Annotated in this window: 10 protein-coding genes; 8 read left to right on the top strand and 2 right to left on the bottom strand. The window is 46.3% G+C overall.

Going from position 1 to position 17,790, the window contains the following annotated elements; genetic code table 11:
* The first annotated feature begins 65 nt into the window (after positions 1-65).
* The 5 genes from Q8P05_02510 to Q8P05_02490 are packed head-to-tail and all read left to right on the top strand — an operon-like array spanning position 66 to position 13,161.
* Complete coding sequence (locus Q8P05_02510) at positions 66-557, top strand: class I SAM-dependent methyltransferase (GenBank protein MDP2666349.1); 492 nt, start codon at positions 66-68, stop codon at positions 555-557.
* 33 nt (positions 558-590) lie between these two features.
* A complete protein-coding gene (locus tag Q8P05_02505; protein ID MDP2666348.1) occupies positions 591-6,203 on the top strand; it encodes a hypothetical protein in 5,613 nt (1,870 codons plus the stop codon).
* Between the two features lie 8 nt (positions 6,204-6,211).
* Positions 6,212-6,958 carry a hypothetical protein gene (locus Q8P05_02500; protein ID MDP2666347.1) on the top strand — a complete coding sequence of 249 codons (747 nt, stop codon included), beginning with the start codon at positions 6,212-6,214 and terminating at the stop codon, positions 6,956-6,958.
* A complete protein-coding gene (locus Q8P05_02495; GenBank protein ID MDP2666346.1) occupies positions 6,955-7,548 on the top strand; it encodes a YIP1 family protein in 594 nt (197 codons plus the stop codon). Before Q8P05_02500 ends, Q8P05_02495 begins: the two co-directional genes overlap by 4 nt.
* 48 nt (positions 7,549-7,596) lie before the next feature.
* Complete coding sequence (locus tag Q8P05_02490; protein MDP2666345.1) at positions 7,597-13,161, top strand: DUF2341 domain-containing protein; 5,565 nt, start codon at positions 7,597-7,599, stop codon at positions 13,159-13,161.
* A 132-nt stretch (positions 13,162-13,293) separates the two neighbouring features.
* Here Q8P05_02490 and Q8P05_02485 read toward each other — a convergent pair whose 3' ends face one another.
* Both Q8P05_02485 and Q8P05_02480 read right to left on the bottom strand, forming a co-directional pair.
* Positions 13,294-14,154, bottom strand: coding sequence for a transcriptional repressor (locus Q8P05_02485; protein ID MDP2666344.1), 861 nt, complete (start codon positions 14,152-14,154; stop codon positions 13,294-13,296).
* Positions 14,151-15,008 carry a hypothetical protein gene (locus Q8P05_02480; GenBank protein MDP2666343.1) on the bottom strand — a complete coding sequence of 286 codons (858 nt, stop codon included), beginning with the start codon at positions 15,006-15,008 and terminating at the stop codon, positions 14,151-14,153. The genes Q8P05_02485 and Q8P05_02480 overlap by 4 nt, the downstream gene beginning before the upstream one ends.
* An 86-nt stretch (positions 15,009-15,094) precedes the next feature.
* Here Q8P05_02480 and Q8P05_02475 point away from each other — a divergent pair, with 86 nt between their 5' ends.
* From Q8P05_02475 to Q8P05_02465, 3 genes are read left to right on the top strand one after another with little or no spacing between them, the layout of a single operon-like run.
* The gene (locus Q8P05_02475; GenBank protein ID MDP2666342.1) at positions 15,095-15,853 is read left to right on the top strand and encodes an ATPase domain-containing protein; all 759 of its coding nucleotides are present in this window, start codon (positions 15,095-15,097) and stop codon (positions 15,851-15,853) included.
* Positions 15,853-16,452: a 4-vinyl reductase gene (locus Q8P05_02470; GenBank protein MDP2666341.1), complete on the top strand. Its 600-nt coding sequence runs from the start codon at positions 15,853-15,855 to the stop codon at positions 16,450-16,452. The genes Q8P05_02475 and Q8P05_02470 overlap by 1 nt, the downstream gene beginning before the upstream one ends.
* 4 nt (positions 16,453-16,456) lie before the next feature.
* On the top strand, positions 16,457-17,788 hold the full coding sequence (locus Q8P05_02465) for an FIST C-terminal domain-containing protein (GenBank protein ID MDP2666340.1): 1,332 nt from the start codon (positions 16,457-16,459) through the stop codon (positions 17,786-17,788).
* Positions 17,789-17,790 lie beyond the last annotated feature (2 nt).

Here is a 17,790-nt window from a genome sequence, read left to right as displayed (position 1 = left end):
GATCCCGTTAAAAGGGTACCTTTCATTTTGAATTCCTAAAAAACCCTTTTCCCCATCCTTCAGCCATGCCCCCATTCCTCACCCCTACCTATTACCAATCCCACTTCCGCCCCATTCAATGGGCCAAATACGAGGCCTTCTGGCCTTTTTTACATCCTCAACTCACTGCCCATGCTCCTTCTTCTCTCCTGGACCTGGGCATCGGCCCAGCCTGGCTGGAATCCTTCTTCCTAGAAAAAGGCCATTCCTTTTCCCGAATCGTCGGGGTCGATATTTCCGAGTCAGCCATTTCCCCCCGCCAGGACGGCATTGACTATATCCTCTCCTCCTCCTTCGACACTCCCGAACGCTTCGACTTAGTCGTATGCTTCGATGCCTGGCACTGCTTTCCTGACCTGGATATTCAAAAATTCATTTCCCCCAGAGGACTCTTATTAGTGAGCGAACCCCTCACGTATGAGAAACAGCTCGAAAACCTATCTGGCAACCGCCTCATCGACCTGGTTGTGGGAGAAATGGAAAAAAGCCGCGTGGTTCTGATGAAAAATTTTCCCTAGGTATTTAACCCTTTGGGCAACCTGGTTGGCTTAATGAAATGGAAATATTCCATAGGGATTCTTCTCATCCTGGGTATTGCCTTTCTGGGCGTTTTTCTCGCCTCGCCCTCGATCGATAAGGTCCAAGCGGATGATTTCGTTCTCCTGGATGGGTATTCAGGAATATTTACGAATGCATCCGGTGAGAACAAGTCATTCACATTCTATAACGTGTCAATTCCAAAAAGGGAAGATGAAGCAGTAAAAGTTCCGGCTGAGTTCGTCGGGGTCGATGGGCATTTTTTGTCCACCCTCTTCGGCCTCAATACCTACGCCAATCCCATTGGTTCTCCGGACAATTGGGTTGAAAAAAAACTATTGCACCTCGATTTCTTGGATGGGATGAAATATGAATTAGTCACCGCATACAAGGAAGACGGGCGCATCGATCCTTCCAAAACAGTTCTGGGGGTGATTCCGGAAGAATTCCACGGCGGTCGCCCGATTTCAATCGATCCGCCCCCCGATATGGGAATTGGTTCATCCAAGGAGGATGAATTAATACAAAATGAGATTCCTTCAGGCAATGGCACCCCCACCGAACCTATGATGGGGTTGGCCGCCGAGGTCTGTTTTGATCCTTCCGTAGTCGGGTTGCCCCAAACGGGCTTGTGCGATTATTTTTTCATCGCCACGTTCACGGAAGAATTTGAAGTGCGGCCGGAAGATATTCCTGAATTACGCCGGTTGATCTCCGCCTTTTTGGATAGGATAAAACCAAAAACGAGTGAAGATCTTGGCGACTTCGACACCGGAACCCCCCACATCGGACCGCAAACAGGTCCTCCCATCGATCATCCGGATAAAATAGTCGAGATAGACGGCCAAATAATTCCCAAACAGAATACTGGAGCGAACCCTTCTTCGGATCCTGCCAAGACGGCTGGCGATGAAGAGGGGGGCCTCCTCCCTCCTTCCTCAACTTTACCCCTTTACGCTCCTAATCTTCTCACCGCTCTATTCAGCTCAACCACCATTTTCTACGAAACGTTCGAAGGCGCCTTCCCCGGAAACTGGTTGGTAGGAGATGCTGATTCGGGGAATGGATTGGATTACTGGGACGATACATCCACCCAATCGCATTTTGGTTCATGGAGCGCATGGGCATCTGACATCGGAATCCAATGGAATACGGTTATCACCGATTTATTTAACGGTTCCATATCGGGTTGGTCCACCTGGGACGCCAACCCCAATAGTGGGTACGACTTTTGGGGTTATTCGACCAACAAGTATTCCTCCAGCCCCGGATCCGCCTATTCGGCAGGGAATAGCAGCACGGGATATCTTTTTAGGTATGATAATGACATGGCCGCTTTCTTCACGAAGAACACGACCTACAACGCTTCCTCCTGGTTGAACGCACGCGTCTCTTTTTCTACCTGGTATCAAACGGAAAGCGGCTATGACAAACTTCTTGTGATTGCTTCCCCGGATAATGGCAATTCATGGTATGTTTTATGTGAATATTCTGGTAGTAGCCCTGGTTGGACTACCAAATCCTGTTCCATTCCAAGCAATTTGTTGACATCCCAATTCAAATACGGATTCCACTTCGTGAGCGATTCCACGATAACATATGAAGGGGCATATGTCGATAATGTCAAATTGGAACGGGAAGTGGCAAACACCATCGTGAACAATTACGATGATGATCAATATTCGTATATGATTTACGGTCCAATCAACCTAAGCGGCTATTCCAATACTGTTTTTGAATTCTGGCTGAAAGGGAACGTAGAGCCAGGCTATGATTTTCTCAGTGTAAATTTATCAGCCGATGGAACCTCCTGGGTAACCATTGATACCATCGATAACACCTACTCGGATTGGCAAAAGAAATCATATCCGTTTACTTCCACTTCAGGCAGGATATATTTGAATCTGGTTATGGAAACCGATAATTCTATCCATTCCTACACGGGATACTACGTCGATGACGTCAAAGTTTTCGGCGAATCGCTCCTCCCAGATGGCGCGCTCTGCAGCAATAGTAGCCAGTGTCAATCCGGAGTCTGCGGGGGCGCTCGGACAGATTATTATATCCATTGCAACCAGGACCAATCCCCCACCGCTTATGGGGATGAGATCATCTATGCGAACACCTGCGGGGGCGCGGGGACCTATTCGCATACCAATTATGATGGGGTTTCCCAAGCCTGCTCAGCCGGAAAGGTTTGCGACGCCGACCTCGCCTACACTTCCTCCTCGTTCACCACCTCCCTCATCTGCAAGAACAATCTTTACAATGCCTGCACAACCAATCCCGATTGTTGGAACGACAATGGGGGGGTGGACTGCAAAGGGACATCCGGCAACAAAATTTGTACCTATGGGACGGATGGGAGTTATTGCACGGAAAATGCCCAGTGCAATTCCAACACCTGCATCAACAATCAATGTTCCACCGGCCTTCCCAATGGAAGTTTGTGTGCGCTGGATTCCCAGTGTCAATCCCGCTATTGCGTCTACGATACCCCCACCCAATCTCACTGTATGGCCCCCGCCTCCTACTCCCCTTTCATTCTAAATTATGATACCTGGGACGCCGCTACCAGTAATGGTACAAGCACGAACTTGGATCAAGTTGCCTTCACCTCCACGAAAGTCCGGCCCGTTACCTATAATTTGCGCGAATCCACCGATATGCTCTGCTATGACTACAACAACGACGGGGTGTTTGATGCCTGCTATTATGACCCGCTCGGTTGCGGCGGATCGGGATGCGCTTCCACCTCCTGCAACTCATTCAGTATCCCCAATTCAGTGTCCGCCGGAAAAAAGTATTCATGCATCCTGGATGATTATTTTGGATGCTTAACCGGCGTCGATGTCCCCGATCAGATCTGCACGGGCGCCGGATGCGTGGTCGATACGGCCTTCCCATCCCATCGGGAGGCACGCGTGAAGGCCTATTACGATTGCGATAATTCGGATGGTTTACGGGCTGAACACACCATCCTTAATAGTCCCCCCAATGAACCAAGGGATGATTACTGGGTGGTCAACCCCAAATTCAATTATTGTGAATCCCAGACCCAACCGGAGCGCGAGTATTGGGTTTTGGGGGCTTTTGGTCCCAACTATTCGGACATCAAAACCGTGAACGGTCCCATATCCTGCCAATCTGGAACATCTTGCAGCATCCTGGCCGACGAGCAATACATTTCCACCCCCGGGGGAAGCATTCCATCAGCATGTAAAACCAATCCAGGGGGCAGCTGTACCCAAAACAGCAATTGTCTCTACAACGCGTGCCAAGGAAATATTTGCCAGGACGGTTTCATCTATGAGGCCTTTCTGATAGATGAATTATCCAATCCCTTGTCCAATTACACCATCAATCTCACCACCTGTTCTGATTCACTCGTCACCTCAGCCGTAACCGATGCGGATGGAAAATTCGTATTCGCCGCCGGTGCCAGCAATTACAAAATGAAGCTGGTGGTACCCTGGGGCGAGATGCTGTTTGACACCGGCCCCAATGATTGCTCTCCCTTCGGGACGGGTTTTTTGGGAGGAAATATCTGGCAGTTCCACGAAACCACGGTCGTGCAAGGGAAAGCCATTACCCCTCAAGGAAATCCATCTCCAGGCCTCCCTTTTGATTTGGGGGCCTGCACCGACAATACCCTCATCACTAATACCACTTCCAATTCCTTCGGCGATTTCCTGCTACAATCCCCCTCCGATCGCTACCGTTTAAATGTCACTCTCAACGATGCCCGCATCTCCCTCACGGACACGCAGAACAATGCGTGTTTCTTGTTCTATGGCGAACTGGATCTAGGGGAAATGGAATTGGTGAACGACTGCAGCCTCTACAACAACTCCTGTTACCTCGGCGATTACCGCTTGAACAGTTGTTCCTTCGACCCTGAAAATGGCTGTACCTGTAGCATCCAATATTGCGAAGCGGGTTGCTCGGAAGGCGCCCCCCAATGCAACCTCGTTGGGACAGGCACAATCCACGCGATTGTGATGGACTCCAATTCCCCCATTCGGAATGCCCCTATTTATCTAAACAATAGTCTATCCGGCAAGACCGATGGGAAAGGAAAGCATGATATCAACAAGAAACATGGTTCTTATACGTTAACCGCCGCCTGCCCGGATGGGTCCTCCCCCACCACCAAACCTATTTTTCTGGGCGGAAATCACGCCTATGGATACTTTGATCTGGATAATTGTCCGGTTCAAGAGAAAGGGGATTTGCTCATACGCGCCGAAAACGTAAATGGGTACCCGGTCGCCAATGTCGTAGTCGAAATAGACGGGGACGAAATAGGGTATACCAATGGGTTTGGACAGCTCTATATCAAGGACCTGGATTTTGGATCCCGAGAGGTGCGGGCCATCTACAAAATCACTAATGAAGTCGGAACAGGGGCCTACCAAATCTATTCACTTGCCGATGTCAATCAATCGGAAGTCGTCTTGACGCTATCCATCCTGAAACCATCTGATCCTGGATTTGGAGGGCAAGCCTACACGGGAAATGTCTTATTCATCCCGGCCGCGGTAGTCATAGTGGCCCCTTTCGCATTGGCCGCCATCGATGCCATTTCGGTGGCATGGAGCACGCAGGATTTGTGCACATGCATCCTCGATTATGATTACACCCTCAATGAATTAGGGCAGTGCATGGCCGATTTCGTTACCCCCACCTGTCAAGACATCCGGACGTGCGAAAACGGGTTGACCAAATGGGGCGATGAAATAAATAACGGAAAATGCTGGGCTGAAAGCATTTTCCTGGCTGGAGATGTTGCGAGCCCGCTCATTCCAGTAGGGTTGATCGGGCATGCCGGCCTATTCCTGCTGAACAAAGTCCCCGATTTCAAGATTTTGGATCGATTGGCCGAGGGAAGCAAAGTATTGCAAAAAGGGGTGGATTTCATCGAATACCAGCTTTCCAATGGAAAACTGATTCGCGGTGAGATCGTGGATGCCAGCGCCCAAACAATAAAACGGGGTCCCGCTGTTGGAGTCAAGATTGCCAATCTCACGGATGAAGGAATTTTATCCGCAGAAAGAGTTGTTCAGAAACACGGCCCAGGAGGAGAAAACGCACTAAAAAGCTTGATTAATCGAACCGATGGAGATTTTACAATTACCAAAGAATATATGGAAGATACGTTTAATGGCCTTGGGAAAATAAAACAAGGGGGATTGCCAGGAATCGAGTTGGCAAAAGTAGAAAAGAAATTAGCACACGATGTAAAAGGAGGAAATTTCGGCAATATCAAAGGAATTCTTGGGGAAATCGAAGTAGGAGCAAAACCGGAGTTTGTTTCGCAATTAGCTGAATTTCAATATCGACCTCCAGGTGCAGTAAGTCCAGTGGAATGGAAGTTATTGAATGGTGATCTTGTAGAGGTGAAGACTACAAACATGTTGACAACAACTTACGCAAATTATATTGAAAAAATAGAGGATATAGGAAAAAAAGTGAATGACTGGTCAACGCACGCACCTTCAGCCAAAATTAACATACGCTTTACCAAGCCAATTAATAACGAAGTAAAAAATGATATTATGGCTGAAATAGTGAAAGCAGCACCAGGGATAAATATTAATATGATAACAATTGTAGGGTATGGATAGGTTTTGATATGAGTGAGAATAAACAATTTTATTACAAGTTTTATCCTGTAATAGAATTTAACGCTTTAGACGCCCTTCCACTTATTCTGGGCGTCCTTTCTGGACGCAATGCTAAATACAAATTGGGACCAATGAATGACTTTGAACAAGTATCAAAGAATGAGGAAAAAATATTGAATTTATTTGATAAAATAAAGGGTGGAAGTATTACCATTAAATTAGATGATGTGGTCTTTGATGTTGATATTGTTTTATCTCGAAATTTACGAGGTGAAAACGTTCACTTTAATCTAGTCCAATTAGATTTATCAAATATCCATTTTTTCTTTCATGAAAACACTACCGATAATGAGACAGTCTTAAATAACTGGAAGAATTTACTCAATATTGTAAAAGATATTGCAGTTTCTTTTGGCGATAATTTATTTATTGCGGCGGGTGGTTCCTCTTGGGATTTCAGTAATTTTTGGGACTCTCCCAAAATGAAAAAAGAAAATGTGGTTACGGTTAGTGATGCAACAATTCTATCGTTCCCATTTTGGAGTTTTGTTTTAAGAAAATCAATGTTTGATAAAGGCAATTTATTTTCTACCGACAATATTCCGGCATGGAAAATTAAAGAGTTTGATGATTTTGTGATGATTATCAACGGACCTGCCCCTATCGGAGCGATTTTTGGAGAAAAACTTCCGGATACTAGTCAACCTGTTTCTAATTATTTTTCAAAGTTTTTCAAGGAGCAAGGATTATTATGAAAAGCGCATCCATTTTTGGTGAATTGAAACGGTTGTTTTTCTCTCCGTCCAAGTTTTTCGATTATGTTAAGCAGGATAAGAATCCCAATCGCGCGGTGATTTGGGCAGCTGTATCAGCAATAGTATATCTTGTTTTTTATGGTATTTTTATTTTTTTGGGATACGATTATTCCAATCCTTTTGGTTTTTCGTTTGCTCCGCGTGATTCAGCGTGGTTTGACGTAGTGTTTATGGTGCTGTCGTTAGTTTTTCACTTTGTAGCCAGTCTCATTCTCATTCCTTTTTCTCATTTTATTGCGGTGAAATTGGGAGCCAAACATGGGTGGGAAAACACCGTAAAAGCGCTCTTTTATCCCTATATTGTCCTTTTTTCATTAAGCTGGATTCCGGTGATAGGGTCATTGTTCTGGCTTTATGGAATCTATATCTCTTTTCGTGCGTTTCGTTCCCTGCAGGAAATGTCACGAGGCAATGTAATCGCCTTCATCGTCATTGATCTCATTTTGAGTCTTTTGATCTTGTTGTTGGCCGCGATAATCATTGAATTTGCATTTGTCCTTTTATTCGTGGTATTAAAGCCCTTCGGCTGAAAAATTTTCCCTAGATATTTAAGCCTAACCCCCGCATGCATGTCCTCTATGCGATGGAGCCCAATTGCTATTTTTTTCCTGATTCTATTGGCGTTCTCGCTTAGCGTCCATGGGCAAACCGCGCGATCCCCTGAAGCGTTCCGACCGGACATCCAGGAACTTCTGGATAGCAGGATCCAGGATATCAACCGGTTCCTGCCCATGGAGAATGTAATGGAAGAAGCCTTTTCTTTCATCCAAGGAGGAATCCGTTCCCTCGCCATAACCACGACGGATCTGTTTTTTCCCCTTCCTTCGGGAGAAGTGCACTCGGTTATAGATGACGATAGCTTCCTTTTTTTTCCCAGCGATGAAAAATTGAAGGATTCCCTTCTCCAATCCATCCAGCGTGATCCAGGCGTTCAGATGAGGGTGAACATCATCACCCTTCCATCCTCCGTATCATCCGTCGAAACCCAAATAGGTTTATTGGGAGGCGTGGTCGAGAAGACACACCCCAGGGCAAAAATAATCACGGCCACCTTGTCGGGCGACCGTATTCTTGAATTGGCCCATTCTCCGGAGGTGGTTTCAATCTGGCCGGATCGTCTTTTCAAAGTGAATCTGGATTCGAGCGTGGACCAGATCAATGCCCCCGTCATGTGGGCCGAAGGATACACCGGGTTAGGAATTGAGGTCGCTGTTTTAGATACTGGAATCGCCGGCCAGCACCCCATGTTAGTGAACAAAGTGGTCCGCACGATCAATCTAACCAATGATCCCAATGGCGACGCCGCCGGCCACGGGACTCATGTCGCCGGCATTATCGCGGGGAAACGGAATGGATTAAACACCTATGATGGCGTGGCACCGGATGCCTTTCTTTGGGACGTGAAGGTGTTGGGAGATACAGGCATCGGGTATGAGTCCGATATTCTCGCCGGGATTGAGTTCGCTCTGGACCCGGATAGTAATCCCACAACCCTTGATGGCGCCGACATCCTCAATCTGAGTTTTGGAGGACCCTACACCAGTCCCAATTCCCCTTTGTTGGTTAAAATCCAGGAGGCGATCGACTTAGGGGTTATGGTCGTCGTCTCAGCCGGGAATTGCGGTTCCGGTTGCCCGAGCGCCGAATGTCAGGGGTTCATCGGCGTAACATCACCCGGGGACGCGCCCCATGCGATTACCGTGGGGGCCGTGGATAGTCAATCGCAGTGGGCCTGCTTCTCCTCCGGGGCTATCATAGGAAATGAGATTAAGCCCGATCTCGTGGCACCCGGGGTCGATATTTCTTCCTCCAGTTCTTTTGGGGGATTGATTTCCCTTTCCGGTACATCCATGGCCGCCCCCCATGTATCAGGAATTGTGGCCCTTCTCCTCCAGTCCAACCCTTCCCTGACCCCTGCTGAAGTGAAATCGGTCCTCGAAAATAGCGCAATAGATGGAGGCGATCCCGGGAAGGATGTCCGTTATGGTTCCGGGCTATTGGATGCCTCCCAACTCCTTCCTTCTTCAGTATTGACATTGCTCAAATACCAAGTGGCCGTGGCATCGAATATTATTACCACCGGCGCATCCCAATCCATCACATTCACTTCCGTCGCAGATGACATTCATTCGTTAGAAGCCACCGTCATCCTCCCCAATCAGGATGAGCAGACCATTCCTCTCTCCCGCAATGGGCTCGTGTGGACCGGCGTTTTTTCCGACACGACCCAGCAAGGACATTATGTGGTGGAAATGGATATCATCGATCTATCTGGCACGCCTATTTCTCTTTCTAAAACGTTTATCACCCGCGCCCCTTCCACCACGGGGGCCATCCAAGGTTTTACGCTCCCCTCCCAAGTCAATTGGGGGCAACCCATTCAAGCATCCCTCGATTTCGAGAACACGGGGTTATACGACACTCACGTCTTAGTCGAGTTGCAGGAATGGAAGGAAGATTTTTTTGAACGCATCTATTTCAGCTCGCCCCTACTTGTTCCCACGGGTTCTACTATTTCCATCCCCGTGAATTGGAATCCCTCCGCTTCACCAGGGACCAAAACAATCAAGCTGGTCGCCATCTTTGATGACACCGCATTGGAGGTGGATCAGAATGTGGAGGTTCTGGATGCTGATCCGCCCGTATTACATGGGCATTCCCTTTCCTCTCCTTCCACATCAATCGTTCAACCGGTTTCATTGAAACTCCAGGTGGGGGATATCTCCGATGTGACGGCTGTTGTCCACGTAGTTGGTCCCCAGACCAGTTTCGACGTTAATATGATCCGATTGAACCAAATGGATACCAACCATACCTTTGAGGCGTATCTCCCTCCTTCTGAATGGGGATCCCATTCCTATTCCATCGCGTATTGCGATAGCGCCACTCCCTCAAATTGCGACATGATCGGCCCTTTTTCTTTTGAGGTGGTGGATTGTTCCTTGCCAAAAGCGCTCATTGTGGCGGCGGATAGATCGGCATTCACGTTTCTGGAAAATGCCTACTGCATCGGCTACTGGGAAGATACCCGGCACCCCCTCTCCCAATCATTTGTGGATCAGTTTCCTCTCGTGTATTGGGATGCTAAATCCTCTTTTTCCGACGCCATTAACGAGCATGCGGTTTCCATATTGCTCGATTACCCGGGAAATTTGGTCTTAGCCGGGGATGAAATAGGATACCGCCACAATTCGGACGAACTCATGGTCAATCGCGCTCACGCCACTTTTTTGGAAGAAATATCATTAAATCCAAACAATCCAGTCGCCCTGAACATCGCATTGGGACATTACATCCTCCAGAACATCCCATCCCCTATTCCTATGGATTTAAATCAAACTATATTTCCAGATGCCGTCACCCCCATCAATGGCGGCGTGGCCTTGGCCAATTGGGAAAATAGTGAGAGTGGGATCGTGGCGTTTCAGGATAATGATTCCAAGGGTTTATTCCTTGGATTTTCTCCAGCTACTCATTTACCCTTTATTCACCACCAAACCCTCCTCCAGAACATCTTCTCCTGGATGTTCACCACGTCAGGTCCCGACATAGTCATTCCGAGCGTTCAGACATTCTTCCATCCGCAGGAGGCCATTGATTTAATCAATGTCGATCCCCCACATCTGACACTCTTTTCCCAATACCTAATCGAAGGGATCAACCCCCTCCCCTATATCGTGCGGAACAAGGGCCATCAACCCGCTCCAAATGTAACCATTGACCTGCTCTTGGACGGGCAACCCATCCATACTGATACTGGCACGCTGGATGTCAACCAATCCAAACGATTAACTCCCGCCATTTTCCTTCCGGCCGGTACGCATACCCTCACCATCCATGCCAACCGGGATTTTGGGATTATCGAACCTAATTCATTAAACAATTGGAAGGAAACCCCCATCTTCGTGGCGCCTGTGTTGCCCAATGCTATTCCCGTATGGGTGGAGGGGACCTATAATGATGCCAATGGCTCCCTCAAGGTTAAAGCATTCGTCGCCAATTTCGGGGGTACTCTCATCCCCAGCCTCAAGGTGCGCTTCTCCATCAATGGCATTACCGCCACTCATACAATTACGAACATTGAACCCGGCACCGTCGCTTCGGTGTCGCATATTCGCTTGCTCCCAAAAGGAAATTATGATGTGTCGATCGTGGTTGATCCCGCTAATCTGGTGACGGAGGCGGATGAGACGGACAACACGTATGATGATCGGTTATTCTTCTGCACAGAGGAGAATGTGTTGCTCGTGAACGACGACGATGCCTCCCCATTCGTGGATGAGAATGCCTCCACTGCTTTCCTATGGGAGAAAGAATTGAAGGAAACCGGATATTGCGTCACCCGCTGGGACGAATCGACGCAAGGGAACCCTTCCCCTTCCTTCCTGAATCAATTTCCTCTAATCGTATGGTCGGCGGGGAATTACTGGAGCCAGAGCGTCGACGCCAATGACGTGGCCGCCATCGAACTTTACACGGGAAATATCCTCTTCGAAGGGAATGACATCGCCTTCGACCACAATGACGCGTTTCTCCATGACTATGTGGGGGTGAGGCACGTGAAGGATATCCTCCTCCCTATCGGCGCCGCCGCGATTACCCCTCAATCCACTTCAGTCTTTCCCACGCTCGCGCCATTGGATCTAAATGGGGATAATAGCGGATACCCGGATGCCGTACTCCCTTTCCCGGAGGCTTTCACGGCCGCCACTTGGGTGGATGGGAATGCCGCTATTACGGCCTTAGAGAATTTCTCAAGGAGGCTATTCTTTGGTTTCGCCCTGGGCATGGTGCAGGACCCTGCCCAAAAACGGGATTTGGTTCAGCAGGCCATGGCCTGGCTCGCCGTTTTGCCTAATCTGCCTCCCTCCGCCCCCATTAGTATTACCTGTGACGACCTTCCCTGCGCTGGGACCTATGTGAATACCCTTGATTTGGCCTGCTCGGGGTCCATGGACCCAGAAAATGATGCCCTGAGGTATCATTTGGAGGCTTCCCTCGAGACTGGGGGAGGGAACTGGTGGGATTCCAATTGGAGCCACCGTGTTCCCATCTCCTTAACCATGTCCGGGCCCCAAACGGGCTTCCGCACTTCCATTGACCTCAATCAGACCATCCTCCCAGATCCCGCTTTCTGGGACAATGTCCAGGAGGATTTCCAGGACATCCGTTTTGTCCATGAGGGGGTTCTTCTCAAACATTATCTCATGCTCCACGGCCCCGGGGCATTCGCCTCCTTCTGGATCGAATTGGACGCCCATGCCGGAGCGAACACCATCGACATGTACTGGGGGAACCCCTCCGCGACGTATGTAGGGAAGACCACTCCCTCTGATTTCTTCCTCACTGGAGCCCAACACCTGGTGGATGATTTTGAGAACGGCAGCCTGGATGGTTGGACCATCCGCTCAGGTTCCTGGCAGGAAAGCGGGGGTATCTTGCAGCGCACGGGAGGCTCTTCTTCCGAGGATCAAATCACGAAGGATTGGGTCCAGCAGGGGAGCAGTTTCTACCTCCGCGCGCAACCCCGACCCACTTCGGCGTGCATGAATACCGAAATAGCCCTCACGCGCGACACCGACCATACGGCTCCGACCTATTTAGACGAATATTTCGGGATGAATGTGGACAACGCGTGTCCCAATGGATACCTGTATGCCCGTGTTGAAGTGGACCAATCCAATGGGACGCAGAACACCAGCAATTCCAATCCCCAAGTGATGGTTGGGGATCGCACGGAAGTGTTGATTTCCCGCACCGGGTGGATGGGGGCCTTCATCATGGACGCCAACGCTTCTGCTTTCGTAAAGGTGAACGGATGGGAAGGCGCCAATCACTGGTACCCCTATCTCTCCGTGGGGAATCACGGCGGGAATGCTTCTGAGTCGGACAACATCTACACGGGGAACGCTCCCGGTCATGCCTATGATACGGCCCTCGCCTTCGGCACGCCCCAAACCAACACCAACCCCTCCAATTGGCAGGAAATAGGGGTGCACGACGCCAGCCTCTCTTTCGCATGGGACATTTCAGGCCTTGGCACCCAACCCAACGTTGGCCTGCGCTGCCGCGCCATCGATCCCCTGGGGAGTGGCTATTACTCCCCCTACTATACCCTTGATCAAAATATTGGGCTGAACTGAGCCGAATTTAATGGCAGCGCGTTAGCGCTGCAGTCTTGGGTTTTATACCTCAGCTTTTAGACCGGGGAAGGGGTCATACCAGATTCACAATCTAATGCCAAGGCTTTTTGGGCCGGGGATGTAATAAGCTATTTATTCGCCAAAATAGCCTTTAATTTTCTCCGTAATGAGTTTTGCCATAGTCGGATTGTGTGATATGGTAATGTCTATATCAAATCCTTCGTCTTTTCCTATGTTCACAAAATATGTGTCGAATAATTCAGTCAGTCCGGATATTTTTTGGTAGATGTCATCCATGCGTTTTAACGTTTCTTTGGAATATCGTGTTTGCAAAACCAAGTCCCCTTTTACAATCAAGTCTTCCTCCCATTTTGCTTTTTCTTCGAATCGCAACCTATTCGAACTATTCACAAGCATGTAGTATCGAACGATCCACTTATCGAAGGGATCGTTTTTGATGACGACGACTCGATTATTAGGATTATTATCGTCCATTCGCTTGAATAAAAAATATTGGGATGGTTCGAATTTCAATGGCCACCATGCATGACGCAAAAATGCGAAATGGGGAACTGGTCTTTTAGTTTGTTCACGATACAAACCCAACAATTCGGCAGTAAAAACACTCATTGTCGTTAAACTCGAAAAGTGAAGTTTGACGGTGGTTTTTTTGGCTTCCTCTAACACTTTTTTGGCCGAAGGTTTTTCCTGATATTGATGTTCCAATATAGTCAAATGATCCCGGATGTTGGTAATCCATTCTTTCTGGATGAGATATGTGGAATTTTGTTTTTCCAGCACACGCTGTTCGATCAAGGATTGGAGCGTTTTATGAACCGCTTGATAGGAAACATTTCTTCCCTGTCGTTTGACACGGGCATAAATTTCCTTGGCGGAAAAGGGAAACTCTTCGCTCAAAATGGCTAAGATTTCATCGCGCGTAGAACCTTGGCCACCGATAAAGGGAATCGAAGTTAATTTTTGCGTGCTCATTTTCCTTTCTCCGTTTCGTTTAGGTATTGTTTGATTTGGTTTTCAATCATTTTTGCCAACATGGGATTTCGCTCAGCTGTTAATTCAATATGAATTGGGGCTTTTCGTTCTAATTCAACTAGGTAAAAGTGAAAAAGATCCTTTAAATCATGAATTTTAGAATAGATCTTGTCGAGAAATGCAATCGTTTCAGGAGAAAACTTCACACGAACCACAACATCCTCAGTCACGTAATAATCTTCTTTTATTTTGGTTTTCATTCCTGTTTTGAATTGTTTTACTCCACCAAGCTTAAAGTGAGTAGCAACCCACCGATCAAAAGGCATATCACATGCCGAAATTCCAATTGCATGGCATTTGGTGGCCATTTGCCTTAACAATTCAAAATCAGAAAAATTAAAGCGCAAAGGCCATGGGGCGTGATAAAACATTCCATATACTATGCCCGTCTTTCCCTGTGAGAATTTTCCGTCGCGAAGATTTTCTGCGATCCAAACAACATACGTTGAAAAGTCGTCGAACACAATCGTGTATGGTTTCTCGAAGAAGCGGGGTAGTTTGTATTGTTTTCCTTTGGTATATATAGTATCGACATTAAACGCATATTCTTTTACCTTGTGAATCCAACTTTGACTTAATTGAACACCTTTTCCTTTTTTCTCCGTTATTCCTTCATCCATCAGTTGATTGACAACTTTGTGAACAGCCTGATATGTAATTTCATGTCCTTGGCGCGATATGCGATTAAACAATTCTTTTACCGTCAGAGGAAATTCCTCACTTAAGATTACTAAAACCTGGTCGCGAACGCGCTGCCCGCTACCTCCAAAAGGTATCCCACCCGATGTATCCATAAACATAACCAACTTTTAAGAGGTTTTAAATCCACGTTTAGCTATCCGGGCAATCCCTTTTTATACCGCTAAAATATACCTAGCCCATGCAACGCAGCAAGACTGGCATCCAGGGGTTGGACAAAGCCCTCAATGGGGGATTTCCCGAAGGGAACCTCGTACTACTTTCTGGGGGGGCTGGGACTGGGAAATCTACTATCTCCTTACAGTATCTTGTTAATGGGGCCACCCTATATGGGGAAAAAGGATTATATATCTCGACTGAGCAGTCCGAAGAAGAATTGCAGAAATCAGCGTCTCAATTTGGATGGAATCTGGTAGATCTAGAAAATCGGAATTTACTCAGAATTATCTTCTTTAAAGTCTTGGAAGAAGATCACTTTCTGACAAAAATTGAAGAATTAGTTAAAACATTTCAACCTAAAAGAATTGTCATTGACTCAATGACTACTCTTACAGATTCGTTGATGCTAGGTGAATTACAAAAGGATAAAGCATTTTCAATGATAAACATTGTAGACACTGTATCTCCTATACAACGTACTGAACAAATTGTAACCAAAATTATTCTTTATAATGTACTAAACAAGTTCAAAGAATTTGGAACAACTGTAATATTCACTTCCGAATTACATGAAGGAGATGTAGGTTTTTCCACTGATGGAGTGAGTGAATTTATAGTTGATGGTGTGGTGACACTGCATTTTCTGGAAGGAACAAAATTTCGGACATTAAAGGTAAGGAAAATGAGGTACACTGATCATGGCTTTCACACACTTGACTATATTATAACTAGTAAGGGAATTGAGTTGCAAGAAAGCACCGACTTAGTTAACAAGCTTTGATGGTTATGACATACGACTTTATTTCTAAAATGATGCTTGTCAAACAATTGAAACTTGAAAAGGGAAATATATCATTTTTTAATGATCGATTTGTAATGATGCCTTCCAGTTTGATATCTAACTTACAACAGCAGGTAGATAATCAGCTTCCACAACAAATTTACAATGTAAGTAAAGATGTAGGATTTAAAAATTTCTCAAATACATTAAAGGCGGGAGTTTCAATGAATCGAACAGAATATATGGGCCTGATATTTAATTTACTGAATTCTCATGGAGATGGAATATACAATATTGATTCAATCGATTTTGCAAAAATGCAAGCTATTGTTAGTTTGGATGGTTCGGCTGTCGCCTCAAATTACGGAAAGACAAAACACCCGGTCGATCACGTCGCGAGGGGCATGCTGGCTGGGGCATTTTCTTTACTATTCAATGAACCAAATATTGAAGCCTTGGAACACCAATGTTTAGCTTCGGGAGATAAAGAGTGTTCATTTTTGATTAAAAAAAGGGAGACTTTCGATAAGAATAGTGACTTGTTTAAATACCAGCTCGCGGTTAGTCAGCCTAATCAACGTGGACATTTCTGGTGGTGAAAAAATGCGAACAGCTGGCAAAAATATTATGAAGGAAAAAGAAAGTGCGTTAACTGTTGGAACAGGTTATAGCATCTCTAGTGATCCAGTAAAAGCCGCCAAAGAAGCTGCTATGTCTGCTATAGCACCACTAAAAGGGAAAGCGCCAACAATAACATATGTATTCTTTGCAGGAGATTACGATCCAAATAAACTTAACGAAGGTCTTATGTCGGTTTTAGGTGGTACAGAGTTTGTTGGAGGAAGTGCAGACGCTGTTTATTTTGAAGAAAAAATGTTTAGGAAAGGAATTGTTGTCGCCTCAATTCAAAGTGATTATCTTCATGTTGGAGTTGCATCGATTGATAATGTTTCGAAAAGTCCCCGTGAAGCAGCCCGTGAAGCAGTTTCAAAAGCGTTGGAAAAACTTTCCATAGACAAGTTTGTAGATCCATATCTACAATTTACTCGAATGAAGAATGCTCATGTAAAATGGATGGTTAAAATTCCTTCATTTTTTGTCTTTGCGTTCTCTCGTGGAATGAAGCTGCCACAAATGGGGGAAGAAATGAAAATTATTAATGGAATTTCAGATGAAGTCGGCCTCGATGTACCCATTTACGGTGGAAGTTTTGGTGTAGAACTTGAGAAGCTTTTTACTGGCAAGCCTTATGATATCTATTCTCTTCACTCTGGAAAAGTACTAAAGGATGGCTTAATAATAACGGTTAACGTATGTAGTCATTTGTATGGTTTGTCCATGGCGCATGGTGCTAAACGGCTAAATAAATTTGGTTATATTTCTGGAGTTGATAAAGGTGGTTATGTTGTCACCAGTATTTCAGGAAAAAAACCCGTTGATTGGTATGCAGAACAGCTCGGCATTTCAAAGGAAAAGTTTGTTAAAAACTATTTAGAATTAACACAGCTTAAACCATTAGGTGTTCCAGATCTTTATGGTAACTATGTAATCCGTGCAGGAGGAGTACCAAATGGGGACTTTATGGCATTTACAGCGCCCTTCATCGAAGGGTGGCCCGTGTACATAATGGATGCAGATCCTAAAAACGTAGTTTCAGCTCCTGCAGAAGTTGCAAAAGATATAATGGAATATACTTCTGAAACAGGTCCCGCGGCATTTTGTTTGGCAATTTTATGTGCATCCTGTCGGGTTGTCTTGAAGGAAAATGTGGTAGAAGATCTTAAATCTTTAAAAAAGAAATTCAGGGCGCCAATTATTGGCTTTTCTTCTTTTGGTGAAATAGGATCAAAACCAGGTGGGGGTACTGGCTTTCATCACTTAAATGCCGACATCTTTGTGCTATATTCAAAAATGCTTCATGAGATTTCTAAGTAGTG

Source organism: Candidatus Diapherotrites archaeon, from assembly GCA_030688545.1.
GTDB lineage: Archaea > Iainarchaeota > Iainarchaeia > Iainarchaeales > VGJJ01 > VGJJ01.
The sequence above is the reverse complement of the archived record's forward strand: the minus strand, read 5'-3'. Positions and strand labels throughout refer to the sequence as shown.